The sequence below is a fragment of the Ligilactobacillus sp. JN-6 (Y).1 genome (assembly GCF_058111525.1).
In genome coordinates, this window is sequence record NZ_CM176599.1 from 1,892,488 (window position 1) to 1,916,890 (window position 24,403).

At 39.8% G+C, this 24,403-nt stretch carries 22 protein-coding genes and 1 tRNA gene; 20 read left to right on the forward strand and 3 right to left on the reverse strand.

What is annotated here, in order from left to right; genetic code table 11:
- The first annotated feature begins 10 nt into the window (after positions 1-10).
- From purB to AC3XNE_RS08895, 11 genes are all read left to right on the forward strand, one after another.
- A complete protein-coding gene (purB, locus tag AC3XNE_RS08845; RefSeq protein ID WP_489831703.1) occupies positions 11-1,306 on the forward strand; it encodes an adenylosuccinate lyase in 1,296 nt (431 codons plus the stop codon).
- Between the two features lie 126 nt (positions 1,307-1,432).
- A complete protein-coding gene (locus tag AC3XNE_RS08850; protein ID WP_489831704.1) occupies positions 1,433-2,314 on the forward strand; it encodes a LysR family transcriptional regulator in 882 nt (293 codons plus the stop codon).
- Positions 2,315-3,141: 827 nt separating this feature from the next.
- Positions 3,142-4,515: an MATE family efflux transporter gene (locus AC3XNE_RS08855; RefSeq protein ID WP_489831705.1), complete on the forward strand. Its 1,374-nt coding sequence runs from the start codon at positions 3,142-3,144 to the stop codon at positions 4,513-4,515.
- 142 nt (positions 4,516-4,657) lie between these two features.
- A complete protein-coding gene (locus AC3XNE_RS08860; protein WP_489831706.1) occupies positions 4,658-4,867 on the forward strand; it encodes a DUF2187 domain-containing protein in 210 nt (69 codons plus the stop codon).
- A gap of 47 nt (positions 4,868-4,914) precedes the next feature.
- Positions 4,915-4,985, forward strand: a tRNA-Gly gene (locus AC3XNE_RS08865).
- A gap of 346 nt (positions 4,986-5,331) precedes the next feature.
- Complete coding sequence (argS, locus tag AC3XNE_RS08870) at positions 5,332-7,026, forward strand: arginine--tRNA ligase (RefSeq protein WP_489831708.1); 1,695 nt, start codon at positions 5,332-5,334, stop codon at positions 7,024-7,026.
- A 250-nt stretch (positions 7,027-7,276) separates the two neighbouring features.
- On the forward strand, positions 7,277-8,011 hold the full coding sequence (locus AC3XNE_RS08875; RefSeq protein ID WP_489831710.1) for a Crp/Fnr family transcriptional regulator: 735 nt from the start codon (positions 7,277-7,279) through the stop codon (positions 8,009-8,011).
- A 122-nt stretch (positions 8,012-8,133) separates the two neighbouring features.
- Positions 8,134-8,589, forward strand: coding sequence for an arginine repressor (locus tag AC3XNE_RS08880; protein ID WP_489831711.1), 456 nt, complete (start codon positions 8,134-8,136; stop codon positions 8,587-8,589).
- A 163-nt stretch (positions 8,590-8,752) separates the two neighbouring features.
- Positions 8,753-10,900, forward strand: coding sequence for a PBP1A family penicillin-binding protein (locus AC3XNE_RS08885; protein WP_489831712.1), 2,148 nt, complete (start codon positions 8,753-8,755; stop codon positions 10,898-10,900).
- 89 nt (positions 10,901-10,989) lie between these two features.
- Positions 10,990-11,328 (forward strand): YlbF family regulator, encoded by a 339-nt coding sequence (locus AC3XNE_RS08890; protein ID WP_489831713.1) that lies wholly within the window; start codon positions 10,990-10,992, stop codon positions 11,326-11,328.
- A 147-nt stretch (positions 11,329-11,475) separates the two neighbouring features.
- A complete protein-coding gene (locus tag AC3XNE_RS08895) occupies positions 11,476-12,453 on the forward strand; it encodes a 3'-5' exoribonuclease YhaM family protein (protein ID WP_489831714.1) in 978 nt (325 codons plus the stop codon).
- Between the two features lie 57 nt (positions 12,454-12,510).
- On the opposite strand, the gene AC3XNE_RS08900 is transcribed toward AC3XNE_RS08895, so the two are convergent.
- From AC3XNE_RS08900 to AC3XNE_RS08910, 3 genes are all read right to left on the reverse strand, one after another.
- Positions 12,511-13,428 carry a peptidylprolyl isomerase gene (locus AC3XNE_RS08900; RefSeq protein WP_489831715.1) on the reverse strand — a complete coding sequence of 306 codons (918 nt, stop codon included), beginning with the start codon at positions 13,426-13,428 and terminating at the stop codon, positions 12,511-12,513.
- A gap of 136 nt (positions 13,429-13,564) precedes the next feature.
- Entirely contained in the window at positions 13,565-13,852 is a 288-nt protein-coding gene (locus AC3XNE_RS08905; protein ID WP_489831716.1) for a hypothetical protein, read from the reverse strand.
- 1 nt (position 13,853) lies between these two features.
- Positions 13,854-14,294, reverse strand: coding sequence for an HIT family protein (locus tag AC3XNE_RS08910; RefSeq protein ID WP_489831717.1), 441 nt, complete (start codon positions 14,292-14,294; stop codon positions 13,854-13,856).
- 285 nt (positions 14,295-14,579) lie between these two features.
- Between AC3XNE_RS08910 and AC3XNE_RS08915 the strand changes: the two genes are divergently transcribed.
- From AC3XNE_RS08915 to AC3XNE_RS08955, 9 genes are all read left to right on the forward strand, one after another.
- A complete protein-coding gene (locus tag AC3XNE_RS08915) occupies positions 14,580-15,305 on the forward strand; it encodes an ABC transporter ATP-binding protein (RefSeq protein ID WP_489831718.1) in 726 nt (241 codons plus the stop codon).
- 10 nt (positions 15,306-15,315) lie between these two features.
- The gene (locus AC3XNE_RS08920) at positions 15,316-16,536 is read left to right on the forward strand and encodes an ABC transporter permease (RefSeq protein WP_489831719.1); all 1,221 of its coding nucleotides are present in this window, start codon (positions 15,316-15,318) and stop codon (positions 16,534-16,536) included.
- A 91-nt stretch (positions 16,537-16,627) separates the two neighbouring features.
- On the forward strand, positions 16,628-17,428 hold the full coding sequence (locus tag AC3XNE_RS08925) for a phosphotransferase family protein (RefSeq protein WP_489831720.1): 801 nt from the start codon (positions 16,628-16,630) through the stop codon (positions 17,426-17,428).
- 130 nt (positions 17,429-17,558) lie between these two features.
- Entirely contained in the window at positions 17,559-18,203 is a 645-nt protein-coding gene (trmB, locus tag AC3XNE_RS08930; protein WP_489831721.1) for a tRNA (guanosine(46)-N7)-methyltransferase TrmB, read from the forward strand.
- Positions 18,204-18,464: 261 nt separating this feature from the next.
- Entirely contained in the window at positions 18,465-18,785 is a 321-nt protein-coding gene (locus AC3XNE_RS08935; protein WP_489831722.1) for a thioredoxin family protein, read from the forward strand.
- A gap of 32 nt (positions 18,786-18,817) precedes the next feature.
- Positions 18,818-19,450, forward strand: coding sequence for a YtpR family tRNA-binding protein (ytpR, locus tag AC3XNE_RS08940; RefSeq protein ID WP_489831723.1), 633 nt, complete (start codon positions 18,818-18,820; stop codon positions 19,448-19,450).
- A 95-nt stretch (positions 19,451-19,545) separates the two neighbouring features.
- Positions 19,546-21,975 (forward strand): DNA translocase FtsK, encoded by a 2,430-nt coding sequence (locus AC3XNE_RS08945; protein ID WP_489831725.1) that lies wholly within the window; start codon positions 19,546-19,548, stop codon positions 21,973-21,975.
- 86 nt (positions 21,976-22,061) lie between these two features.
- On the forward strand, positions 22,062-23,393 hold the full coding sequence (murC, locus tag AC3XNE_RS08950) for a UDP-N-acetylmuramate--L-alanine ligase (RefSeq protein WP_489831726.1): 1,332 nt from the start codon (positions 22,062-22,064) through the stop codon (positions 23,391-23,393).
- A 183-nt stretch (positions 23,394-23,576) separates the two neighbouring features.
- Positions 23,577-24,281: a Bax inhibitor-1/YccA family protein gene (locus tag AC3XNE_RS08955; RefSeq protein ID WP_489831727.1), complete on the forward strand. Its 705-nt coding sequence runs from the start codon at positions 23,577-23,579 to the stop codon at positions 24,279-24,281.
- Positions 24,282-24,403 lie beyond the last annotated feature (122 nt).

Here is a 24,403-nt window from a genome sequence, read left to right on the forward strand (position 1 = left end):
GAAAAAGCGAATGATTTCAAGATATACTCGCCCAGAAATGGCTGCCATTTGGAATGATCACACTAAATATGATTGTTGGTTAGCTGTTGAGATCGCGGCCGATGAAGGTTGGTCTAAGTTAGGGATGATCCCCGAAGACGATTTAAAAATGATCCAGCAAAATGCGAAATTTGACGTTGACCGCATTGCAGAGATCGAATCAGAAACTCATCATGACGTGATCGCTTTTACTCGTTGTGTTTCTGAGTCATTGGGTGCTGAAAAAAAGTGGGTCCATTATGGTTTGACTAGTACGGACGTTGTTGATACTGCTTATGGGTACCAACTCAAACAAGTTAATGACATTTTGCGTGCTGATCTGCAAGAATTTAAACAGATCATCGCTGATAAGGCACAAGAATATAAATATACTGTCATGATGGGAAGAACCCATGGTGTTCACGCTGAACCAACGACTTTTGGCTTAAAGTTGGCGCGGTGGTATTCCGAAATAAAGCGAGACATCGAACGTTTTGAACACGCTGCTAAGGGTGTTGAAGCTGGCAAGATCAGTGGGGCAGTCGGTAGTTTTGCCAACATTGATCCTTATATCGAAAAGTATGTTTGTAAAAAACTTGGGATCCGTCCGCAAGAGATCTCGAGCCAAGTTTTGCCTCGTGACCTACATGCAGAATATGTTTCAGTTATGGGATTGATCGCTACAAGTTTAGAAGAATTTGCGACAGAGATCCGTGGCTTGCAAAAAACTGAAACACGAGAAGTTGAAGAACATTTCAGTAAGGGACAAAAGGGCTCTTCAGCCATGCCACATAAGCGTAATCCGATCGGTTCGGAAAATATTTGTGGCTTAGCTAGAGTAGTTCGTGGACATGTAGTTACGGCCTATGAAGATGTTTCTTTATGGCATGAACGTGATATTTCACATTCATCGGCTGAACGGATCATTTTGCCGGATACTACGATCTTATTAGATTACATGTTGCACAGGTTTGGTGGGATCGTCAAAAATCTGACTGTTTTCCCTGATAATATGAAAAAGAATATGGATAAGACTTTCGGTCTGATTTACAGTGGCCGTGTCTTATTAAAATTGATCGATGCGGGCATGAGCCGGGAAGAAGCTTATGACCTGATCCAACCTAAGACCGCGCGTTCTTGGGATGAGCAAATTCCATTTAGACAATTGTTGGAGGAAGATCCCCAAGTTACCAATAGGTTAGACTCCGAAACTTTGGATGATGCTTTTGATTATCATTGGCATCTAAGACGAGTTGATGAGATCTTTGAGCGGGTAGGTTTAAAATAGTTTCTCAAAGTACACCTATATAGAAAATATAGTTAGACAAAAAATATTGTTTTAGCGGGGTTATTGTTTGACTAGTCTATTGAATGGGTGTACTTTATCTTTTAACGCTGAAAGGAGCAATTTTTCATGACAGAGTTTGCCTACCAAGCGTTTAGTGAAGTTGCGCAGCAAAAAACCTTTGTCTCTGCCGCTAAAACGCTGAATGTTACACCATCCGCAATCAGCCATTCAATTGCTGGTTTTGAAAATGAATTGGATTTTCCGTTATTCATTCGTAACCGGACCGGTGTGACCTTGACTCCTGATGGTGAAAGGATCTTGCCGATCGTGCAAGAGATCTTAAATACTGAAACAAAGCTTCATGAAGAGGCGGACCGGATCAAAGGACTTAGTTCCGGCAAGATACGTTTGGGAGCTTTTAGTAGTGTTTGTATCAATTGGCTGCCTGATATTATTCGCAAGTTTAAACAAGATTATCCCCAAATTGATATTAGTATTGAACAAGGGAACTTTAATCGGGTCACAGAATTGGTACGATTAGGACGTCTGGATATAGGTTTTTCGGCTTTGCCGATCAATGAGAATTTGAACGTTGTTCCATTGCATGAAGATATGATCTATTGTATTGCTCCCAGTGATTTTGTTCCGCAAAATGGTCAGAGTATCACTAAGGAAGATGTCAAAAACGAACGTTTTATTTTGCAGCAGATCGACTATGACCGAGAAACAAAACGAGCCCTAGATGCATACAATGTCTCTGTAAATTCTATTCAGTACAGTATTGATGATGCTTCGATCGTTGCAATGGTTGAAAGTGGTCTTGGCCTTGGGATCTTACCCGAGTTAGCATTGCAAAATTTATCAGGCAATGTGAAAGTTTATCCTTTTTCTCAACCATTTAAACGGATAATTGCTGTTGTTACTCAAAATGAGAGCAAGCAAACTCCCTCCACCCATGCTTTTTTGGAATTAGTACAGCAGTGGATCCACGATAATTATGCTAAATAATTAAAAATATTTCTGGATCTGCTTTAATAAGTTGGGGGACTTTGTTTGATGTTTTTAGATGTTAGAATGCTATACAAACCGGGCTCTTTTGTTTGTTCAGGTCAGGTATTACATAGCTAGAAAGCGCGCTGCGGTACTCGGTCATGATAATGGTCGGTTGGGCTATGGTTGCGATGCTTTGTGTTTAGTCGAGCTACACAAGACAAGAGATTCCGCTTATCCGACTTGTACCTCACAGTGCCAAAACCGTACTATAATGTATAAGCCCGATAATGCTCGTCTCTTAAGCGTCTCGTTTCACTCTGTATTTTTAGTCGAGCTATGGCAAGTAAGAAGTTCCGTCCATCAAACTTCAAGGCGACACCGCCAAAAACGCACTATCGTCTTGAGGTCCGATGGTACTCGCTTCTTCCCGCTTGCCTTCACTCTGTTTTATTAGTCGAGCTGCGTGTGGCAGAAGGTTCCGCCTAGCTAGTTTCCCCACCACATTGCTAAAAACGCAATGAGGCGGAGAAACCTGCTAGTGTTCACCTTCTGACCGCCACACTTCGCTCTGTGTTTAGTCGAGCTGCGTGAGACAGAAAATTCCGCTTATCCAGCTTCCCCACCACATTGCCAAGAACGCAATATGGTGTGAAAACTCGATAATGCTCATTTTCTCCCGTCTCACTTCGCTCTGTTTTCATAGTCGAGCTGCGTGTGGCAGAAGGTTCCGCCTAGCTAATTTCCCCACCACATTGCTAAAAACGCAATGAGGCGGAGAAACCTGCTAGTGCTCACCTTCTGACCGCCACACTTCGCTCTGTGCTTGTATTGGGGGATTTAGTTTGAAAGAATTAACCAAAGGCAGTCCAATTAAATTAATTTTAATGTTTGCCGTTCCACTCTTGATAGGGAATCTTTTCCAGCAGTTGTATAGCCTGTCAGATACGATCATCGTTGGGCAAACTTTAGGCGTAAACGCATTGGCGGCCGTTGGTTCAACTGGGAGTATTCAGTTTTTGATCATTGGTTTTGCCCAAGGGATGACTGCTGGTTTGTCGATCATGACGGCTCAGTTTTTTGGGGCACATGATTATCGTAAAGTGCGTGAAAGTTTTGCAACGAGCATTGTGATCAGTTTGATAGTTACAGCCATTTTAACTTTTTTAAGTGTTTATTTTATTCATGACATTTTGATGTTAATGAACACTCCAGCAGAGATTGAAAAGAATGCCCAGACTTTTAGTACGATCATCTTTGGTGGGATCGGTATTCAGATGGCGTACAATTTGCTTGCCAACATTATTCGTAGTTTAGGTGATAGTCGGACTCCGCTATACTTTTTGATCATTGCTGCTGTCTTGAATGTTTTACTTGAATTACTTTTCATTATCGTTTTTCATTGGGGAGTTGCTGGTGCCGGTTTTGCGACTTTAACCGCGCAGCTATTCTCGGTGCTTTTATGTGTGTTGTATATTATTAAAAGGATCCCATTACTTCAGATCCACTGGGCCGATTTTAAAAAAGTTGACCACAAAATGATCACTAGTCATTTGAATGTTGGTTTGCCAATGGCTTTCCAGTCTTCGATTATCGCTATTGGTTCGATCATGATCCAGTCAGCTTTGAACTCTTTGGGAACGACCGCTGTTGCCGCTACTACAGCTTCAAGTAAGATCGACCAGATCGCTACACTTCCAATGAGCTCTTTCGGTGTTGCTATGGCCACTTATACAGCACAAAACTACGGCGCTGCAGAATATGGACGCATCTTAAAGGGTGTGAAGTCTGCTGTGACGATGTCAGTTGGCTTTAGTGTTGTTGCAGCCTTATTAATGATCGTTTTTGGCCAAAACATGGTCACTGTTTTCGTTGGAAATGCAGATAAGGGTGTTTTATCTTTGTCGCAGATCTATTTTAATGTTAACGCATCATTCTATCCACTTTTGGCTGTTTTGTTTATCTTTCGGAATACTCTACAAGGTCTGGGAAAAAGTATCGTGCCAACACTTGCCGGCATGGCGGAGTTAACAATGCGGATCGGTGCCGCTTTGCTTTTAGCAACACGTTTTGGATATGCGGGTGCTTGTTTTGCCAGCCCATTGGCTTGGATCGGATCATGCTTAGTTTTGATCACTTCTTATGTTCAAGCAGTAAAAATGTTAAAAAGACGGCAACAGGAAAAAGACGAACATGCTGATATCTTAGCAGATAGTTAAAACTGCTTGCTTTTTTGGCAAAGTTTTGTTACTATGCACTTCGTGTTTACAGGACTAGCGGAATTTTGTTTGCAAACAGACTTTTCGCTTTGTTCGACTAATAGTGCAGTTTTGCATTGGATAGTTGATAAGGGGTGAAACAATGGAAACTACGTTAAAAGTAGGGGATCAAGTTAATTGTAAGAAATTTGGTTCATTAAAGCATGATTTTGTCGGTACTATTGAGAAGATCTATGATAATTCTGCGATGGTTTCGATCGATAAACATGATAAAAGTGATAATATTACGGTAACAGATTTTCATAATCGTGCGATCGTTCGTTTGAGTAATATGAAGAAAGTTTCTGCATAAAGATAGTGACAAGCTTGGGAACCTGTGCTATACTAGTTTTTGTTGTTGCGGGTATAGTTTAGTGGTAAAATTCCAGCTTCCCAAGCTGATGTCGCGAGTTCGATTCTCGTTACCCGCTTGACGATGACATCTTCAGCAATGAAGATGTTTTTTAGTTTATTTTTTAAATCAATATAAAATCTTTGCTGGTCTGCGATTATGAAGACTAGTAGATAAGGGCAGCACACAGCGAGTCTGGGTTGATGAAAGCCAGATTACTTAACTTATTGAATCGTACCTTTTAGGGTCCAGTTAAGATAACTATGAGTGGATCATCAATCAATTAGAGTGGTACCGCGGGTCATCTCGTCTCTTGCAGTTTATTTGCAGGGGGCTTTTTTTATGACTAAATTGGAGCACAGACTATTGTAGAGTAGACGTTTGTTAAATAAAATGTAATTAAAGATATGTGGGAGGAAACTTTAATGAAACAAAAACAGCTAGTGGCACAGGCAGTTGTAGATGCGACGCAAGGACAGCTATCGTTGGATGACGTTTTAGCCAAGGTCGAAATTCCCAAGTCCTATGACCTAGGGGACTATGCCTTTCCAACTTTTATTTTGGCTAAACTATATCACAAGGCACCTCAACAGATTGCACAGGAATTAGTAGAAAAAATTTCAAATGAAGGCTTTGATAAAATTGAAGCTGTTGGTCCATATATCAACTTCTTCATCGACAAAAAAGCATTTAGTCACAGTATTTTAAATCAGATCCTTGAGCAAAAAGATTCATTTGGGCAACAAGATATTGGCCAGGGTGGGAACGTTCCGATCGACATGTCTTCACCTAATATTGCCAAACCGATGTCAATGGGACATTTGCGCTCGACTGTGATCGGTAATTCTTTGGCAGAACTATTGAAGAAAGCTAATTATCAACCGATCAAAATTAACCACTTAGGTGATTGGGGCACTCAGTTTGGTAAGCTGATCGAAGCTTACAAGTTGTGGGGTAGTGAGGAAGAAGTTCGTCAAGATCCTATCAATACGTTATTGAAGTATTATGTCCATTTCCATGAGGTCGATGGCGATCATCCTGAATTGGATGATGAAGCTCGCGCTTGGTTTAAAAAGTTGGAAGATGGTGATCAAGAAGCTACAGAACTATGGCAATGGTTTAGAGATGAATCTTTGAAGTTCTTTAAGTCGATCTATGCAAAACTAGGGATCAGTTTTGATTCATATACAGGTGAATCATTTTACAATGATAAAATGGCTGAGATCGTCCAAATTTTGGAAGACAAAGATCTCTTGCAAGAAAGTCGTGGTGCCGAGATCGTTGATCTAGAGAAGTATGGTTTAAACCCGGCTTTGATCAAGAAGACGGATGGGACAACTCTTTACATTACGCGTGACCTAGCTGCTGCCCTCTACAGATTCCGGACGTATAATTTTGTGCAATCTTTGTATGTCGTTGGCAATGAACAAACTAACCACTTTAAACAGTTGAAAGCTGTTTTAAAAGAAATGGGTTGTGACTGGTCAGATGACATTCATCATATTCAGTTTGGTTTGATAACTTCTGGCGGTAAGAAACTTTCAACACGTAAGGGTAATATTATCTTACTTGAAGATGTGTTAAATGATGCAGTCGATTTGGCTAAAAAACAAATTGCTGAGAAAAATCCCGACCTGCCCAATAAAGACCAGGTAGCTGAAGATGTCGGTGTTGGTGCTGTGATCTTCCACGACTTGAAGACGGACCGTTTGAATAGCTTTGATTTCAACTTGGAAGAAGTCGTTCGTTTTGAAGGCGAAACAGGCCCATACGTTCAGTATTCACACGCGCGTGCAATGAGCATTTTGCGTAAAGCTGGTGACGTTGATCTTGACCAGGCTGACATTGCAGGTCTACAAGACGAAGAATCATGGGAAGTTGTTCGTCAACTAGCGAACTTCCCAGCAATGGTAAAACGCGCCGTTGAGGAATATGAACCATCTGTAATGGCTAAGTATGCGATCCATCTTTCTAAGTCATTTAACAAGTATTATGCACATACTAAGGTCTTGACAGATGACGGGGAAAAAGACTCTCGTTTAGCGATGGTCGCTAGTGTTGCCACAGTTCTCAAAGAGTCACTGCGGTTGTTAGGTGTTAATGCTCCTAATGAGATGTAATTAATTTTCTGATATCACAAAATAAGGGGTTCACATAACTGTAAAAGTCTACGTGAGCCCTTTTTGCTTAAAAATTATAGTTATTTATCAGCGTTTGACAAGCGACAAATTAAAATTTGCACATTATAATGTCCTCGTGGTATAATATATAATATTAAACTATTGTTAATAGACAAACATAAATAAAGTTTAATTATATTCGCATCATAGATAGTCAGGAGGATTATAGTCCAGTGCAGGTGCACTATGCATGTCTTGTGATTATAGAATAGAGATGAAAACAACCACAAACTCATTCTTAGAAAATGAAGCCGGCGATATTCTAGAAAAGGCTAAAGAATTTGACCTCAGTGAAAAAAGGATCTTAGAAGAGTATACAGAGGTTTTAAAATTTAATGCTGGCAGTAAATTTGAGCTTACATCTGTGCCTCGTCAGCCGCAGATCTTTTGGTTAGAGCAAGGATCCTTGTTACTAGAGGATTTTTGTGCAAATGGGCAATCTGCTTTTACTTTTATGAAAGAAGGGATGTATTTTCCTTCTGATTTAGAATTACCAGAACAGCAGGCACCTTTTGGTGTAATACATGCTTGCGAAAATTTAGTAGTTTTGGCAATTCCTATTAATAAATTTGAACATTTAAAAAATACACATACGCACTTTATTAGGTCTGCTCACCACAGTTTACTAAAAAAATATTTTTTGCAAAAAACCCTGCAACAACTTTGCCTTGAAGGTAAGATCGCAGAACGTGTTAAAAATATTTTAGTTTACTTTGCCAATGAATGTGGGACTACACTTAATAACGGTGATGTTTTGTTGCCAGCTGTTTTGACCTACAGGATAATAGCCTCATTTGCCAACACGAGCGTAGCGACAGTCACTCAAACGATCAAACGTTTTAGGCAAGAGGGGTTATTAAACTCCGGTTCACGAAAGTTGATCATTAGTCAAACGTCCTTAAATCGATTGTTGAGTGTGGGATAAGCTGTTGAAATGGACTAAGTCTGGTATAATATTTATTTGAGGAAACCAATGATTTATGCTAAATAAATTATTGGTTCTTTTGGGTGTTATCTTTAAACCAAAACCATGAATGGGAGGCTCATATGACAAAAGAAGATAGACAACGAAAAATCGAACAGTTGATCACGCGCCAGAAAATTTCCGATCAAGATAGTTTGATCCAGGCTTTAGCAGACGCAGGGATCCATTCTACTCAAGCAACGATCTCACGAGATATTCGGGAAATGAAGGTCGTCAAACAAACAGGCACAGATGGCTATTCTTATTATACCTTACTTAAAAAGGATCATTTGGATCCCAAGCAAAGGATCAAAGAAACTATTAGCGATATTGTTATAAGTGTGACTAATGTTCAGTTTGTTAGCATTGTCAAGACCACGCCCAGAGACGCTAATGTATTGGCCGCATTGATCGACGATGCTGAGTTTCCTGGGGTACTGGGTACCTTGGCTGGATATGATACTTTAGTCTTGTTTAGCCCAGATAATGAGGCGGCCCAACAAGTAACGAAATTTTTCCTAGAAAGTATCGGTGAATAATTTTTGCTGGATACGCTCGCCTTTTATTAAGGGGTTCAAAGTGCATGATTCAAGTTTTTAAAGTACTAAATCTTTTGTTAAGAAGGTCTGCAGTCGCTGAAATCTTGTTTAAGTATGATAGTATGGAAAAGACTAAAAATATTGTATAAGAGGAAAAATAGTTATGAATGATTCTTCATTTTGGGATAATTTTAAAGAGCGAGTCAAAAAAATTTTTGGAGTTTTCTGGCTGTGGCTAAGCACAAAATGGCGTCGTTTCCAAATTTGGCGTTGGTTGATCATTGCGTTTTTAAGTATCTTTCTGGTAACTAGTATTTATTTAGTTTATGTTGCTAAAACGACGGATGTTTCAGGATTAAGGTCAGCATTACAGCAATCTACTGAGGTTTATGATGATAAAAACCAGAAGGCAGGTTTTTTGTATTCACAAAAGGGGACATGGGTCTCAAAGGATGCCATGTCAAAAAATGTTTCTAATGCGGTCTTATCTAGCGAGGACAGAAACTTCTACCATGAATATGGTTTTTCATTTAAAGGATTAGCACGCGCAGCTTGGTTGTTGCTTAAAAACAAGATAACGGGGGCCAATTATATTAGCGGTGGTGGAAGCACATTGACACAGCAGTTGGTCAAGAATGCTTTTTTATCCCAGGAACAAACATTTAGTCGGAAGGCTAAGGAAATTTTTATCGCGATGCAAGTCGAAAATGATTACAGCAAAAGTGATATTTTAACGATGTACCTTAATAATGCTTATTTTGGCAATGGTGTTTGGGGCGTAGAAGATGCTGCCCAAAAATATTTTGGGGTTAATGCCAGTCAGCTTACGGTTCCGCAGTCTGCGACACTTGCTGCAATGCTGTCTAATCCGGGCCAAAACAATCCAATAGATAATCCACAACAAGCAAGACAAAAACGTAACGTTGTCTTACAAACGATGGTGGAAAATAATAAGATTTCTAGTGCTAAGGCTAAGCAGTATCAACAAACAAGGATAGTTTTAAATGATACTTATCAATATAAGTCCGGTTATAAGTACCCTTATTATTTCGATGCAGTTATCAGTGAGGCTGTCAAGGATTATGGCTTATCCGAATCAGAAATTATGAATAAAGGGTATAAGATCTACACATCCTTAGATCAAAATCAGCAGTCTAAAATGCAATCGTCTTTCGCTGATCCTGATCTTTTCCCAAGTGCTGCTAGCGATGGTACTAAAGCGCAATCGGGTTCGGTCGCTATCGATCCAAAAACTGGCGGAGTTAATGCCGTAGTGGGCGGTCGCTCCGGCAGTCATGTCTTTCGGGGATATAACCGTGGAACTGGTTTGATCCGTTCACCTGGCTCGACCATCAAGCCTTTGGCAGTCTATACTCCAGCGATCGAAAATGGCTATCATTATGATTCAAAGGTTAACGATAAGTTACAGTCTTATGGGAAAAATGGTTACACACCACATAATTGGGACGATCAATATACCGATGAAATGCGCATGTACCAAGCACTTGCCCTCAGTAAAAACACATCAGCGGTTTGGTTATTGAATAAGATCGGTGTGCAAAAAGGCTTTCGGTCAGTTAAGAAATTTGGTATTCCATTGGATAAATCGGATGAGAATTTGAGCTTAGCTTTAGGTGGACTGAAGAAGGGCGTTTCGCCCTATCAGATGGCGAGTGCGTATACGGCTTTCGCTAATTCTGGGGTGCGCAAGGATCCGCATTTTATCACTAAGATCGTTGATTCTGAAGGAAAAACCGTGGTCGATAATACTCGAGCCAAGTCCAAACGTGTGCTGTCCAAGAAAGTCGCGGATCAAATGACCAGTATGATGATGGATGTCTATAACAATGGTACTGGTAGTTCAGCTAAGCCGTCTGGTTATACCATTGCTGGTAAGACAGGCTCAACCGAAAGTACCAGTGCAGAAAATGGCAGTGGCGACGACAATGATAAGTGGTATATCGGCTATACGCCGGATGTTGTTGTTGCTACCTGGGTCGGGTTCGATTCTACAAAATATTCGATTTCCAATGTCGGAGCTAATGCCGGCTCTTCTTTATTTAAGTCTGAGATGGAAGGTATCTTACCATATACACCGCAAACATCCTTTGGTATTAAGTCGGCTTCTGCTAGATACAATGAAAGTGTTTCTGGACAAGGGGAAAGTGGTTCTGATTCTTGGGATTCAGTTAAAAAAGCAGGCCGCAATTTTAGAGATAAATTTAAAGAAGGTACATCTGGCCTAAAAGACAAGGCTAGCAGCGCAGCGGAGAAGGGCAAACGGTATTTGGAAAGTATTTTGGGTCGTTAAGGACTTTTTAAATATTCTCCGTAAAAGTCTTTGGTACTTTAGTAATAAATGTTACAATGTTGACTAGCATATGCAAGGAGGACACTTACGTGATCAATATTTATGATTCAGCAAACAAGCTTGAACAAGACTTACGTCAGACTCAAGAATATCTTGACCTTTCGGCAGCAATGGCAAAACTTAAAGCAGAACCTGAAGCTTATGATTGTTTCAAGCGTGTGCAAGATGCACAAAAGAATTTGCAAACTAAGCAAATGCAAGGCGACTTGTCAGATGAAGATGTTGACAAAATAAAGGCACTTGCCGAAGAAGCTCAAGGTTATGACAGCTTGTCTGACTTGATGGAAAAGGAACAGGCTTTAAATGCTGTTTTTGAAGAGATCAATAAGATCATCTTTAAGCCGGTCAGTGAATTGTACGACTTCTAAAGAGCGCTTCTAGAGGAACTGTTAATTTAATGCAGTTCCTTTTTTCAATTAATGGTATAGGCTGGTAGAATAGATAGTAGACAAAAATCTGTAGCATGAGCTTATTCTTAAACGGGTAGGTCAGTACTGCAAAGCAGGAGGCAAATTTTGGAAGCAAAGAAGATCTTTGACTATAAAGTTGATGATAATATGGCATTGTTTGTTTTGATCAAGGGTGCCGAAGTTAGGATCGCTAAAAATGGTAAAAAGTTTATCGCTTTTACTTTTGCGGACCGTTCTGGGGAGATCAGTGCAAAGTTCTGGGACGCCTCGGAAGAAGATATTGCTCAGTTTCAAGCGGGAAAAGTTGTTGCACTGCAGGGGAAACGCGAAACTTATCAACAAAATCCTCAAATCAAAATATATAAGATGCGGCTAGCAAAGGAAAACGAGCCTGCTGATCCGCACCTTTATCTCCAAAGTGCACCTGAATCAACACAGGATATGGAAAAAGAAATTGATGAGATAATTTTTGAGATCATTGATCCGACCTGGAATCGTATCGTACGTTATTTATTGAAGAAGTATCATGATCAATTTTTCAGTTATCCAGCTGCAAAGAAAAACCATCACGATTTTGCTGGCGGTTTAGCCTTTCATACTTTATCCATTCTTCGCATGGCACATGCAGCGGTCAAGGAATATCCGGGTATTAATGCCTCTCTGTTATATGCAGGGGCAATATTGCATGACCTAGGTAAATCTTTGGAATTATCAGGACCAGTGGCTACTGTTTATACTGTTCCTGGTAATTTATTGGGACACATTGTGTTGGTCGATGAAGAGATCGCTAATGCGTGCGATAAATTGGGTATCGATAAAATGTCCGAGGATGCTGTTTTATTACGACATATGATTATTTCTCACCACGGTTTATTGGAATATGGTTCGCCAGTTCAACCCCATGTTATGGAAGCAGAAATTTTACATCACCTTGATGACTTAGATGCATCGATCCAGATGATGCGTAAGTCTCTTGAGCATACTGAACCTGGAGATTATACTGAGAGGATCTTTGGTATGGATCGGCGGAATTTCTATCGCCCACAGGAAAATGAACAGCCAAAACCAAGCTCACCATTTTAAAAACACCGCACTCACTTCATTTTAATGCTGAAGTGAGTGCGGTGTTTTTGTTACTTATTATTGTGCGTTGTTAGCGTTTTTTGAAGCAGAACTAGGATTGATGTAATCGGCTAAAATATCTTTAAGGTCGTCGTCTTTAATATTGACCTTACCATTCTTCAACTCCTTAGAAATGATCTTTTGCATGTACGACTGATCTTGCATCTTGTCGTTTAAGACCTGTTTCTTCAGTGCTGCCTTATGATCAGACATCTTCCCCTTGCCTGGATTCTTGATTGAATAGATCACGTGGTAACCGTAACTTGTTTTAACAGGTTCAGTCGTGAATTTGCCTTGATCTAACTTGAAGGCTGCCTTCTTGAACCCGCCAACTAAGCTGGTGTCGGTGTTGTCAAATGCCGGCAACTTGCCACCGTTGTTTTTAGTTTGATCATCAGTGGAATATTTCTTGGCTAAGGATTTGAAATTCTTATAGCTGCCATCTTTATTTAAGCTGTCGATAACGGTCTGTGCTTGTTTCTTACCGTTAGCGTCATTCTTTAATAAGATGTGAGCTACAGTGACCTTAGGTTGATAAGATTTCCATTGCTTTTTGAGGTCTTTGTTGGAGATCTTGGTATTGGCTTTAACGGCCTCTTGTAATAAGAGAGACGAACGTAACTGATCTTTGTATGAAGATTTAGTAAAGCCGCTCTGTTGCAAAACAGAATTAAACTGTGAACCATACTGTTTCTTTGCGGCATTATACTGCGCGTCTACTTTTTTGTCCGACACTTTTTTTCCATAATTGCCTTCGAGGACCTTATTTAAGATCATTTGTTGCAATTGCTGCTTACCTGAAGAAGTTTTCTTCATACTGTCATAATATTCACTTTCAGTGATTTTACCACCAGAAGTAGTCGCAACGGTTTTTGAACATGCTGCCAAAGTAAAGGTCATCATGAGCGCGGCTAATCCAGTTAACAATTTTTTCATTCCCTGAACACATCCGTTTCTATAAGGTTTACGCCTTATTATTACAAGACTAACGTTTACTACTATAACATAATTTGTTTTTAGTTAGTATGCACACAAATAAATTTAGACTAATTTAATTACCTTGGAAAAAGTCTTATTTTTGCATCTTTTTGATGTCTTTCGTTAGTTTCTTGATTTGCGGTTCAACGCCTCGCATAAAAGATTCAACTTCATTAGTTATTTCTTGCACCGTTTGTGAAGAAGTTTTAAGTTCGGAAACTAGGTTTTTGGCTGAAACTGTGGCATTTTTAACCGCTGATTTTAGTGTAGGATCCGTTGTTAGGGAATTGTCTGAAACTTGTTTTTTGTGCTGTTTATGGTACATTAGCAACCCCAAGAGGGCGCTGCCTCCCACAATTGAAAAGACTTGCGTTTTTTTCATGCTAGTTACTCCTCGTATTATTAATATTAGTCGAAATGGATGCAGCGATTTGATTTAATTCCTCTGCACTGTGTTTATCTGAATTATCTGTAAAGCTCATGCTGAATCCGTCATCTTCACTATAGCGCGGAACTAAATGAATGTGTGAATGGAAAACAGATTGATATGCGACTTTACCATTATTGTTCAAAATGTTGAGGCCCTTAATGTCCTTATTTGACGCACGAACAGCACGAGCGATTTCGGGGATTCTTGAAAAGACCGCAGAAGCAAGGTCTGTATCATAGGCGAAAATATCTTTGACATGTTTGTTAGGCACAACAAGAGTATGTCCGGGAGTTGTCTGTGAAAGGTCTAAGAAAGCTGTTACTACCTCGTCTTGGTATATTTTAGTACTAGGGATCTCACCATCGATAATTTTACAAAACACACAATCTTCCATGTATTGGAACCTTCTTTCTATCTATAGTTAATTTCTGATATATCCAGTATACACTACATCAGAAAATTTTTAAGACTTTGGCGGTCTAAAAATCTAATGTTATAATTCAAGAAGTCTATTAATTGGATTTTTTGTAAGCGCAGAAGGAAATTTCTTATTCCGTATTTTCAGGAATATGGAATGCTTACAAAAAGACAGTTGGCGAATCGGCCGTGGGCTGTTTGAAAAATGACAAAATAAGAATGACTGGCACAATTTGTGTTGGTCAGCGGAAGGAAGAAAATTATGACTTTAAAAGTTGAGGACTTAGTGGGAGGTTATTCGTCGATCCCAGTTTTAAAAGATATTTCTTTTGAAGTTCCGAGCGGTTCTTTGGTTGGTTTGATCGGTTTAAATGGGGCTGGTAAGTCGACAACGATCAATCACGTTATCGGTTTGTTACGACCGATGAAGGGCTCGATAACTTTAAATGGGGTGTCTTTGCAAAAAGATGCAGCTCAATATAAACAGCAGATCGCATATATACCAGAGATCCCTGTTTTGTATGAGGAGTTGACTTTAAAAGAGCACATAGAACTAACGATGATGGCATATCAGTTAGATAAAGAAAGTGCTTGGGCAAAAGCAAAAAAATTTTTAAAAATTTTTAGGTTGGATAATAAATTAGACTGGTTTCCGATCAATTTCTCTAAAGGTATGAAGCAAAAAGTAATGATCGTGTGCGCGCTTTTGCCGAAAGTTGATTTGTTATTAGTAGATGAGCCGTTCTTGGGGTTAGATCCATTAGCTACCAGAGATCTGTTGCGTTTATTGGATGAAGAAAAACAAGCAGGAACGTCTATTTTAATGTCAACTCATGTTTTGACCACTGCGCAGGAAGTGTGTGACAGTTTTGTGATGATCGATGAGGGCCAATTATTAGCATCTGGGACATTGACGGACCTGCAAGATCAAAGCCAAATGCCTGATGCTTCGTTGTCTGATATTTATTTAGGTATGACGGATAAGTGAGGCAGTAATTATGAATGAGATTTGGAAAAAGAGACGTACTACTTACCAAAAAATGCTGTTAAAATATCTGCGTTACGTTTTTAATGACCATTTTGTGATCGCACTATTATTTTTGTTTGGTGCCTTTGGATTATCATATTCAAACTTTTTAAAAAGTTTGTCTGGTAATGAAGATATTTGGTGGGCTCGCCCAGCGACTCTGGTTATTTTAGTCATCATATTGCATCTTAATCAAATAGCAACTTTTATCCAGGAACCGGACAAAGTTTTTTTATTACCGCAAGAAAAGGAGATCCGGCAATACGTAAAAAGTTCGTGGAGATATAGTACTGTTGTTGTTGTGCTCGTTCAATTGGTATTTTTCATATTGTTGACTCCATTTTTGTTATTTGCAGTTAAATTAAATGGAACGGCTATAGTTTTTCTGGTCATAACACAAGTGACCTTAGCCGTTGACCGCACAAGGCGGCAGGCACTTGCATTGTTTATTACTCAGCAGCATACACTGACCAATGAATTACTTTTTTCCTGGCTTATACCGGTCGTTATTTTGTTACTCGGAATATATTTGCCTGCCTATATTGCAACTATATTGGCATTGATAATGTTAATGGTCACCGATAGATACGGACAAAAACGTTTGCTGACTGAGATTTTTGATTGGCGTTATGCGATCGATCAGGAAGCTGCGCGGATGGCTCGATTATACCGTTTCTTTAATATGTTTACCGATGTAGGGTCAGCTAACCCTAAACCTAAGAGGAGACGCTATTTGGACCGTTTTTTGCCTGAATATAGTACAGATTCGGAGGGGCTCTTTAGATATTTGTTTTGGCGTGCCTTTGTTCGAAATGCTGAATACAGTAGTTTATATCTCAGATTGACTGTTTTGTGTTTGGTCGTTTTATTTTTTATCCCAAATTATTGGGTGGCATTGATCATAGCGGCGATATTTATCTATTTATTAGGCTTTCAGCTGATGCCGCTCTTTGTCGCTTATGATGAAATTGTATTTATGCACACTTACCCTATAAATATACAAAAAAAGTTTATTGCATTTTCTAAAATGTTATTTTCCCTGCTTTTTGTCAGTGCTATTTTGTTCTTTGTTCCGATAGCCATTCAAGGTCCAGGAACGATAAAAGTCATAGCTGCCTTGATTTTATTGGTGGTCGAAAGTGCCTTGATTGCAAGAATATACAGTAAAACGCGCATTAACAAAATGTCTTGACAGTGTAGAAGTGAATTTGTAGACTTGGTGTAGTAACTGATCTTGAGTGAGAAGGTCAGGTAATTCGAACTGAAAAAGGAGCGTTGCCAAAATGAATCTCGATTTAGAGAATGGCTGGCAAGTGCTCCCAATCGGCGGCGATACAGGGACAGCATTTATGGGGATCAAGCAAAAAGAAAAAGTCTTTTTAAAACGAAACCCATCACCATTTTTAGCAGCACTTTCACTAGAAGAGGTCACTCCAAAATTGATTTGGTCAAAAAGAATGCAGACAGGTGATACATTGACTGCGCAACAGTGGATGAATGGTCGTTGTCTGGAGCGTAGTGAAATGCGTTCAGACCAAGTTATTTCTTTACTTAGACGGGTACATCGTTCTGACCTTTTGAAACGGATGCTACGAAAAGTTGGCGGAGTGCATTACGAACCATGTGATTTTTTGACACTCTATTACCGGGAGGTCACTGCTGACTTGTTGGCACACCCATTATTACACAAATGCGCTAAGTTTCTTGAAGCTCATTTGCCCGAATGTTCAAAAAATGACTATGAGGTGTCACATGGCAATTTGAAATGTGAGAACTTTTTATTGTCGGATTCGGGGCAACTTTATCTAGTTGACTGGGAATCAGTAATGTTTGCTGATCCAGCAAAGGATCTTAGCATGTTAATGTGCCGCTATGTCCCACGCGCAGATTGGAAGCAATGGTTAGAAGGCTATTTTGGAAAGCAGTTATCAGAGGCAATGGAGTTTCGTATTCAGTGGTATGCACTGATGAATCTCCTTTTGGATATAGAGTTTAACTATCGGCGTGGTCGTTTCCATGAAATGAACCAAGACATAATAAAAATACAACAAACATTTGAAAGTTTTGAAAAGTTTATTAGTTAGTTTAAGGCATTTAATATAAAGTACGTGATTCAAGATCCCTTAGGGAGAGATACCCCAGGGGATTTTTTGCGGTATAATAGGATGTTGATCATTCTGAATAAACAGCTTTGAATTTGATTTGGAGGAAGAAATGAGATTAAAAAATAAGCCATGGGCCTTACCGTTGATCCAAGCTAATCCACAGTATGTTGTGACAGAGCCTGAAAAATGGCAGGGTAAATGGAACGATAGGTTTTCACAAGAACGTCCTTTAATGATCGAGATCGGTATGGGCAAAGGTCGTTTTATTACTGAAATGGCTAAACGTGATCCGGAACATAATTATATTGGCATCGAAGTACAGACGACTGCGACGGGTATCGCTTTGAAAAAGCAGCTTGAAGTTAATTTGCCTAATCTTCAGCTAGTTTGTGGTGATGGCAATGACCTAACAGAAATGTTTGCTCCGCATGAGGTAGCAGGGATCTTCTTGAATTTTTCAGATCCGTGGCCTAAAAAAAGACATGCTAAAAGACGTTTAACATACCGAACTTTTTTAAAGCAATACCAACAAGTCATTCAAAAGAATGGCATTTTGGAATTTAAGACAGATAATCGAGGATTATTTGAATATTCGCTGGAGTCAATGAACAACTACGGCGTGGTTTTTGACCAAGTTTGGTTAGACCTGCATGCTTCAGACGAAGTTTTGACTAACGTGATGACCGAATACGAGGAAAAATTTAGCAAAAAGGGACAACCAATTTATAAATTAGCCGCTCACTTTAAAGATTAGCCACCTTTTGACAGTAAAGGGCAGGCAAACATTTAAATATGAAATTTAACTCAAATATATTATAATTAAGTTTGTTGTGCTTATTTTGTGACAAAATGAAACGAATGTTTGAATTAAGAAAGATAAATTTTGACAACAATCAAAGTAATGTCGTTGTTTTGTAGTCGAGTTCTGTGAGGGTAAGAGATTGCTTTTGTCTAACTTAGGTTATCTTTGTCTCTTAAGTACTACACGACATTTTGTGAATAGGAGGAAATTATTATGGAAATGTTACCTAAAATGAATTTGACAGATTTAGAAGAGAAATTAGCTGACGGAAATTATGTCTTATTTTTTACTGCAGATTGGTGCCCAGACTGCCGTTTTATAAAACCTGCGATGCCAGAGATCGAAAAAGAATTTTCTGACTATACTTTTATCCAAGTTGACCGAGATGAAAACATCGATCTTTGCCAAGAAATGATGGTCATGGGGATCCCTAGTTTTATTGTTTATGAGAATGGTAAAGAAGCCGATCGATTCGTAAATAAAGATCGTAAGACTAAAAAAGAAGTTGAAGACTTCTTAACTGCTGTGAACTAATTTGTTGAAATAAGGGAGATAGTATTTAGCATATGTTGATCGCGAACTATAATTTTGCACAGACTGGTGATGTTTTGATGGTTGTTTTACGTCAGGACACTACTACACAGGTGTTTGAAAAGAAGAATAATATTGTACGGCTTTATGATGATAAAACCGGAGAGACTTTAGGCTATAACTTTTTTCAGGCGTCGGAGTATGTTTCTAACTTGGATAATGGTCTCGGCCAAGTAAAATTGACTACTGAACAAGTTGCTGAGTTAAATCAGCAACTTTCTGCCGCAGGTTTTGAACCTGAATTGGTTGTAGACGACGAGCCCCGTTTTGTAGTGGGTTATGTTGAAGAAATGTCTGAACACCCGGATTCAGATCACTTGCACGTCTTGAAAGTCTTAGTTAATAATGGCGAACACTTACAAATAGTTTGTGGGGCGCCAAATATTGCTGAAAAACAAAGGGTCGTCATTGCCAAGGTCGGAGCTATGATGCCTAACGGAACAATTATTTGGCCCGGAAAATTAAGGGGCAAGGAAAGTTTTGGCATGGTCTGTTCCGCTAGGGAATTAGGGCTGCCCAATGCGCCTAAAAAACGGGGGATCCTTGAGTTACCTGCTGCTGAGTATCACGTGGGACAAGCGTTTGACTTTAACAAAGCTGTTGGATGATTCTCCACAAAATAGATGTTTATATTAGCCGGGTAGAAAGCAATGTGTTTAAGTTGTCGTACTACCCGATTTTTTTTAATTGATTGGATGATAGTATGAAACATTATGATGGCCCAGCTTTTTATCGGCTCCATGGTCAGCCACAAAGTAAACGGGTCTCGCCGAAAAAAGTGAATAATACAAAAGTTAAGGGTGTTCATAAGCCGGCCCGAGAGCAAAGCTTTGCCCACGAAGATCAGAAAATAAGTAATAGTATGAGCTTTAGTTCGCGCCCGTTTCATCCGTCCTATGTGCCGCCTTCATTATTGAACACGGCTCATTCACATAGTCCGCGTGTCAAGATCTCCTATCAACGTTTGTGTCAAGAATTGCACAAAGATCCTAACACTTTTTATTGGATCGACCTTGATTCAAATGGCGAGCTTGAAGCTGTTGATTTGACCTTGCCAGAGACTGAGTCTGAGGGGGTCAGGGTTGAACAACCAGCTCTCCAAACTGAACACAATGTTCAACAAACAGCTAGCAGTGATGTGCAAAATGAGGATAATAAGGCGAAGACGGTATCAGAAACAGAAACTTTCTTTCCTGTTGAAAAGCGTGATGAGTCAAGCAATGAAAATGAAGTTGAAGAAGAGACTGCTGCTGAAAAGCAAGAAGCTCAATCAAATAAGGATGAGATAGTCACATCTTCAAGTCCGCTTGACTCTCAAACGATCGAACATGCCGATGTAACAGTTAGGCCTACACAAGGCAATGTTAAGCAGCAAGCAGACGCAAATAGTCATTTTATCGACCCTGACGAGTCGCAACGAGACTATGAGAGCCATGACGTCCAAAGTTTTGCTTCTTCTGTTAAAGAACAAAATGAAATTAGTCCAGCTGTCGATCAGCAGCCAGAAGATCCAAATTCGCGCAGTAAAAATGATGGTATCGATGGTGTGCAGGCAACTGAAGAAAAGGCAAAAGACAAGAAACAACCTCAAGAGCGTGCATTAAGTCGTTCCTTTGCTGATATCTTGAACTCGGAACAAAATGAGCAGCGAGATCTTTCACTTTTTAAGCATGAAAAAGAAAACAGCGGACAGGAAGTTCAGCAAAAAGAAAACATTCAGTATCAATTTCCTGACTTTTCTTTATTGTCTGAACCGGTGATCGAAGATGACCCGCAAATGGATGAGTGGGTCTTGCAAGAAGCTGATGTTTTAAATGAAACACTGCAAGCTTTCCATGTTAATGGCACCGTTAAAGACTGGACGATCGGGCCGACCGTTACTCAATTTGAGATCACCTTAGGTCGGGGAGTCAAGGTAAATAAAGTTACCAATTTAACGGATGACTTAAAGTTGTCCTTAGCTGCTAAAGACATTAGGATCGAAGCACCGATCCCCGGTAAAAGCAGTATAGGGATCGAGATCCCCAACAAAAAATCTCGACCGGTCATGCTACGTGAAGTTTTACAGTCTCAAGCCTTTCAAACGGCACGTTCTCCTTTGACAGTCGCCTTAGGTGTGGACCTATTTGGTAAACCGCAAGTTACTAACCTGAAAAAGATGCCTCATGGTTTGATAGCGGGAGCTACAGGTTCAGGTAAATCTGTTTTTATTAATAGTTTGTTGGTTTCTTTGTTGTACAAGGCAGATCCTTCAGACGTCAAATTACTGTTGATCGATCCGAAGGCTGTTGAGATGGCGCCATATCAAAATATCCCACACTTATTAGCTCCGGTGGTATCAGATCCAAAATCGGCGGCCGCAGCCTTGAAATGGGTCGTCAAAGAGATGGACGAGCGTTATGAACGTTTGGCTGCCAGCGGTGCTCGTAATATTGACAGCTTTAACGAAAAGGTCGCTGCCGCAGGTGATCATGGCTTGAAAATGCCGTACATCGTGATCGTGATCGATGAGTTGGCCGATCTAATGATGGCTGCAGCTTCAGAAGTGCAAGATTATATCGCAAGGATCACTGCTAAAGCGCGTGCTGCCGGGATCCATTTGCTGGTCGCAACTCAACGGCCAAGCGTCGATGTTGTTACGGGGACTATTAAAAATAATATTCCGACTCGAGTGGCATTTATGGTTGCTAGTCAGGTCGATTCACGAACGATCTTAGACTCCTCAGGGGCTGAACGTTTACTCGGTAAAGGAGACATGCTTTATTTGGGTAACGGCGCCAGCCAACCTATACGTTTGCAAGGAACTTTTATCGATGAGGAAGTCGACCGCATCACTGACTTTGTTAAAACCCAAGGGCGGCCAAGTTTTGCTTTTGACCCAGATGGACTCAAAGAAGAAGCTCTTCAGTCAGAGAACGAAGATGAGCTGATACCGCAAGTCTTGGATTACATTGTTAACGAGGATACAGTTTCAACTTCTAAAATACAGCGTGTATTTTCTGTAGGCTATAATCGTGCTGCAAGTATCGTAGAGGATCTTGAGGCAAAGAGATACATTTCTGGAGCCAAAGGTTCAAAGCCGCGTGATGTTTTCTTAACAGCGGAAGGACTAGCTAAATTAAGAGAAAGTTAATTAGTTTAACCTCCAGAATTTAGATACATTTCTTTGCGGATATGATAGACTAATGTAAGTGGAAAATAGAAAAGAGGATATTTGTAATGAATATGGATACTACCTATTTTTTCGTTGGTATTAAAGGGACGGGGATGAGTGCTTTAGCACTGATCTTACATGATAAGGGCTGTAAAGTAATGGGCTCAGATATTGATAAATATACGTTTACCCAACGGGGATTAGAACAAGAAGGGATCGATATCCTTCCTTTTGACAGCAAAAATATTAAACCTGGAATGACTGTCGTGGCTGGAAATGCCTTTGGTGATGATCAGGTTGAGATCGCAGAAGCTAAAAAGATCGGACTTGAAGTATTGACCTACCCAGAAGTCGTAGAAATGCTCGTTACGGAAACAACAGGGGTCGCTGTTGCAGGCGCTCATGGAAAGACGAGTACTACCGGACTTTTGGCGCACGTTTTAAGTAGTGTAGCTCCGACCAGTTATTTGGTTGGAGATGGAACTGGTAAGGGGACTCCTGACGCACGTTTTTTTGTGTTTGAGGCGGATGAGTACCGGCGTCATTTTGTTGCTTATCACCCAGATTATACGATCATGACTAATATTGATTTTGATCATCCAGATTACTTTACCGGTATTGACGATGTCTGTGCCGCTTTTCAAACTTTGGCTGATCAGACAAACAAAGCGATCTTTGCTTGGGGTGGAGACGATAATCTTCGTGCTCTGAGATCTGAGCTGCCAATTTATTACTATGGGATCGAAGATGGTAATGATTTTCAGGCTAAAAACATTAAACGTTCAACTAGTGGATCTACCTTTGATGTTTATTTTAGAGGTGACTCTTTAGGAACATATGAGATCCACATGTTTGGGGAACATAATATTTTAAACAGTTTAGCTGTGATCGCAGTTTCATACATTGAGTCTATCGATCAGCAAGAAGTCCAAGAGCATTTGTTAACTTTTGCGGGTGTCAAACGTCGTTTCACTGAAAAAAAGGTGGAAGATATGATCATTATTGACGATTATGCTCATCATCCGCATGAGATCAAGGCTACGATCGATGCTGCGCGGCAACAATATCCAAACAAAGAGATCATTGCTGTTTTCCAGCCGCATACTTTCAGTAGGACGATCGCATTGATGGACGAGTTTGCGGAAACTTTGAATTTGGCAGATAAGGTTTATTTAACAGAAATTTTTAGTTCGATCCGTGAAACTAGCGGGGATGTTTCAGCTGCTGACCTAGGTGAAAAGATCACTAAGGGTGGAGAAATATTAAGCGTTGAAAATGTGTCACCGCTTTTGGACTACCATGATGGCGTGGTTGTCTTCATGGGTGCTGGTGATATCCAGAAATATGAAATTGCGTATGAGCAATTGTTAAGTGAGGTCAAGTTGCGTAAGAATTAATTGTGTCTTGCGTCGCTTTTCTGCAAAACTTTGCTTAAAGAACTATTAATACTTAAGGTTGCTTACTGAGGCAACCTTTTTACTAGCAACAAAATTGCTTGTGATTTATTGGTATGGTATAATATTTTCACTGAATTGATTAAACGATTTCAATTGTTGAAATAAATAAGAGAGGACGATCAGATGAATAATTCGAATCAAACGTATGCTGCTGGACAAGGTGGCCTAAATCGTTTCTTTACTAAAATGTATGGTTTTATGGCTGGGGCTGTTGCTTTTTCTGCATTGATCGCATATCTATGTGCGACTACTTATCAGACAGAAGTTCTAAATTTCTTTGGAACACATCGGTTTGCATTTTTCGCACTGTTCGCGGTTCAGTTGGTCATGGTATTTGGTGTATCGTTCAAGCCGGGACGTTCTTCGCTTTCTAGTGTGATCATGTTGTTTGCTTTTGCAGGGATCGAAGGGCTGTTTTTAAGTACTCTTTTGATGGTTTACGACATTTCGCATGTCACAATGGCCTTTGTTTCTGCAGCAACTGAGTTTGTTGTCTTAGCTATTTTTGGGGCAACGACCAAGAAAGATTTGTCTGGCCTTGGAAGACAGGCATTGGCAGCTTTGATCGCTTTAATAGTAGTTACTTTTGTTAACATTTTCCTACAAAGCCCAATGATTAGTTATATCTTTTCATTTGTTGGAGTTGTTATTTTTACGATCTTAACTGCCTGGGATTCACAGAACTTCAAGAATATGTACCTCCAGTTCGGTGATCAAGTGAATACAACTTCCTTGGCTGTGTCAGGGGCCTTACAATTATATCTTGACTTTATCAATATCTTTATCCAACTATTGACTATCTTTTCAGGTGGCAGTAGTCGGGATTGAGCATTAAAATTATAATTTCAGAGATACCTAGCACTCTTGCAGGTATCTTTTTTATTGCTTTTGGGTCGAGATTTGGAATTAAAGATGCCCCATCTAAATTGAAGATAGTCACTTTCGAAAAA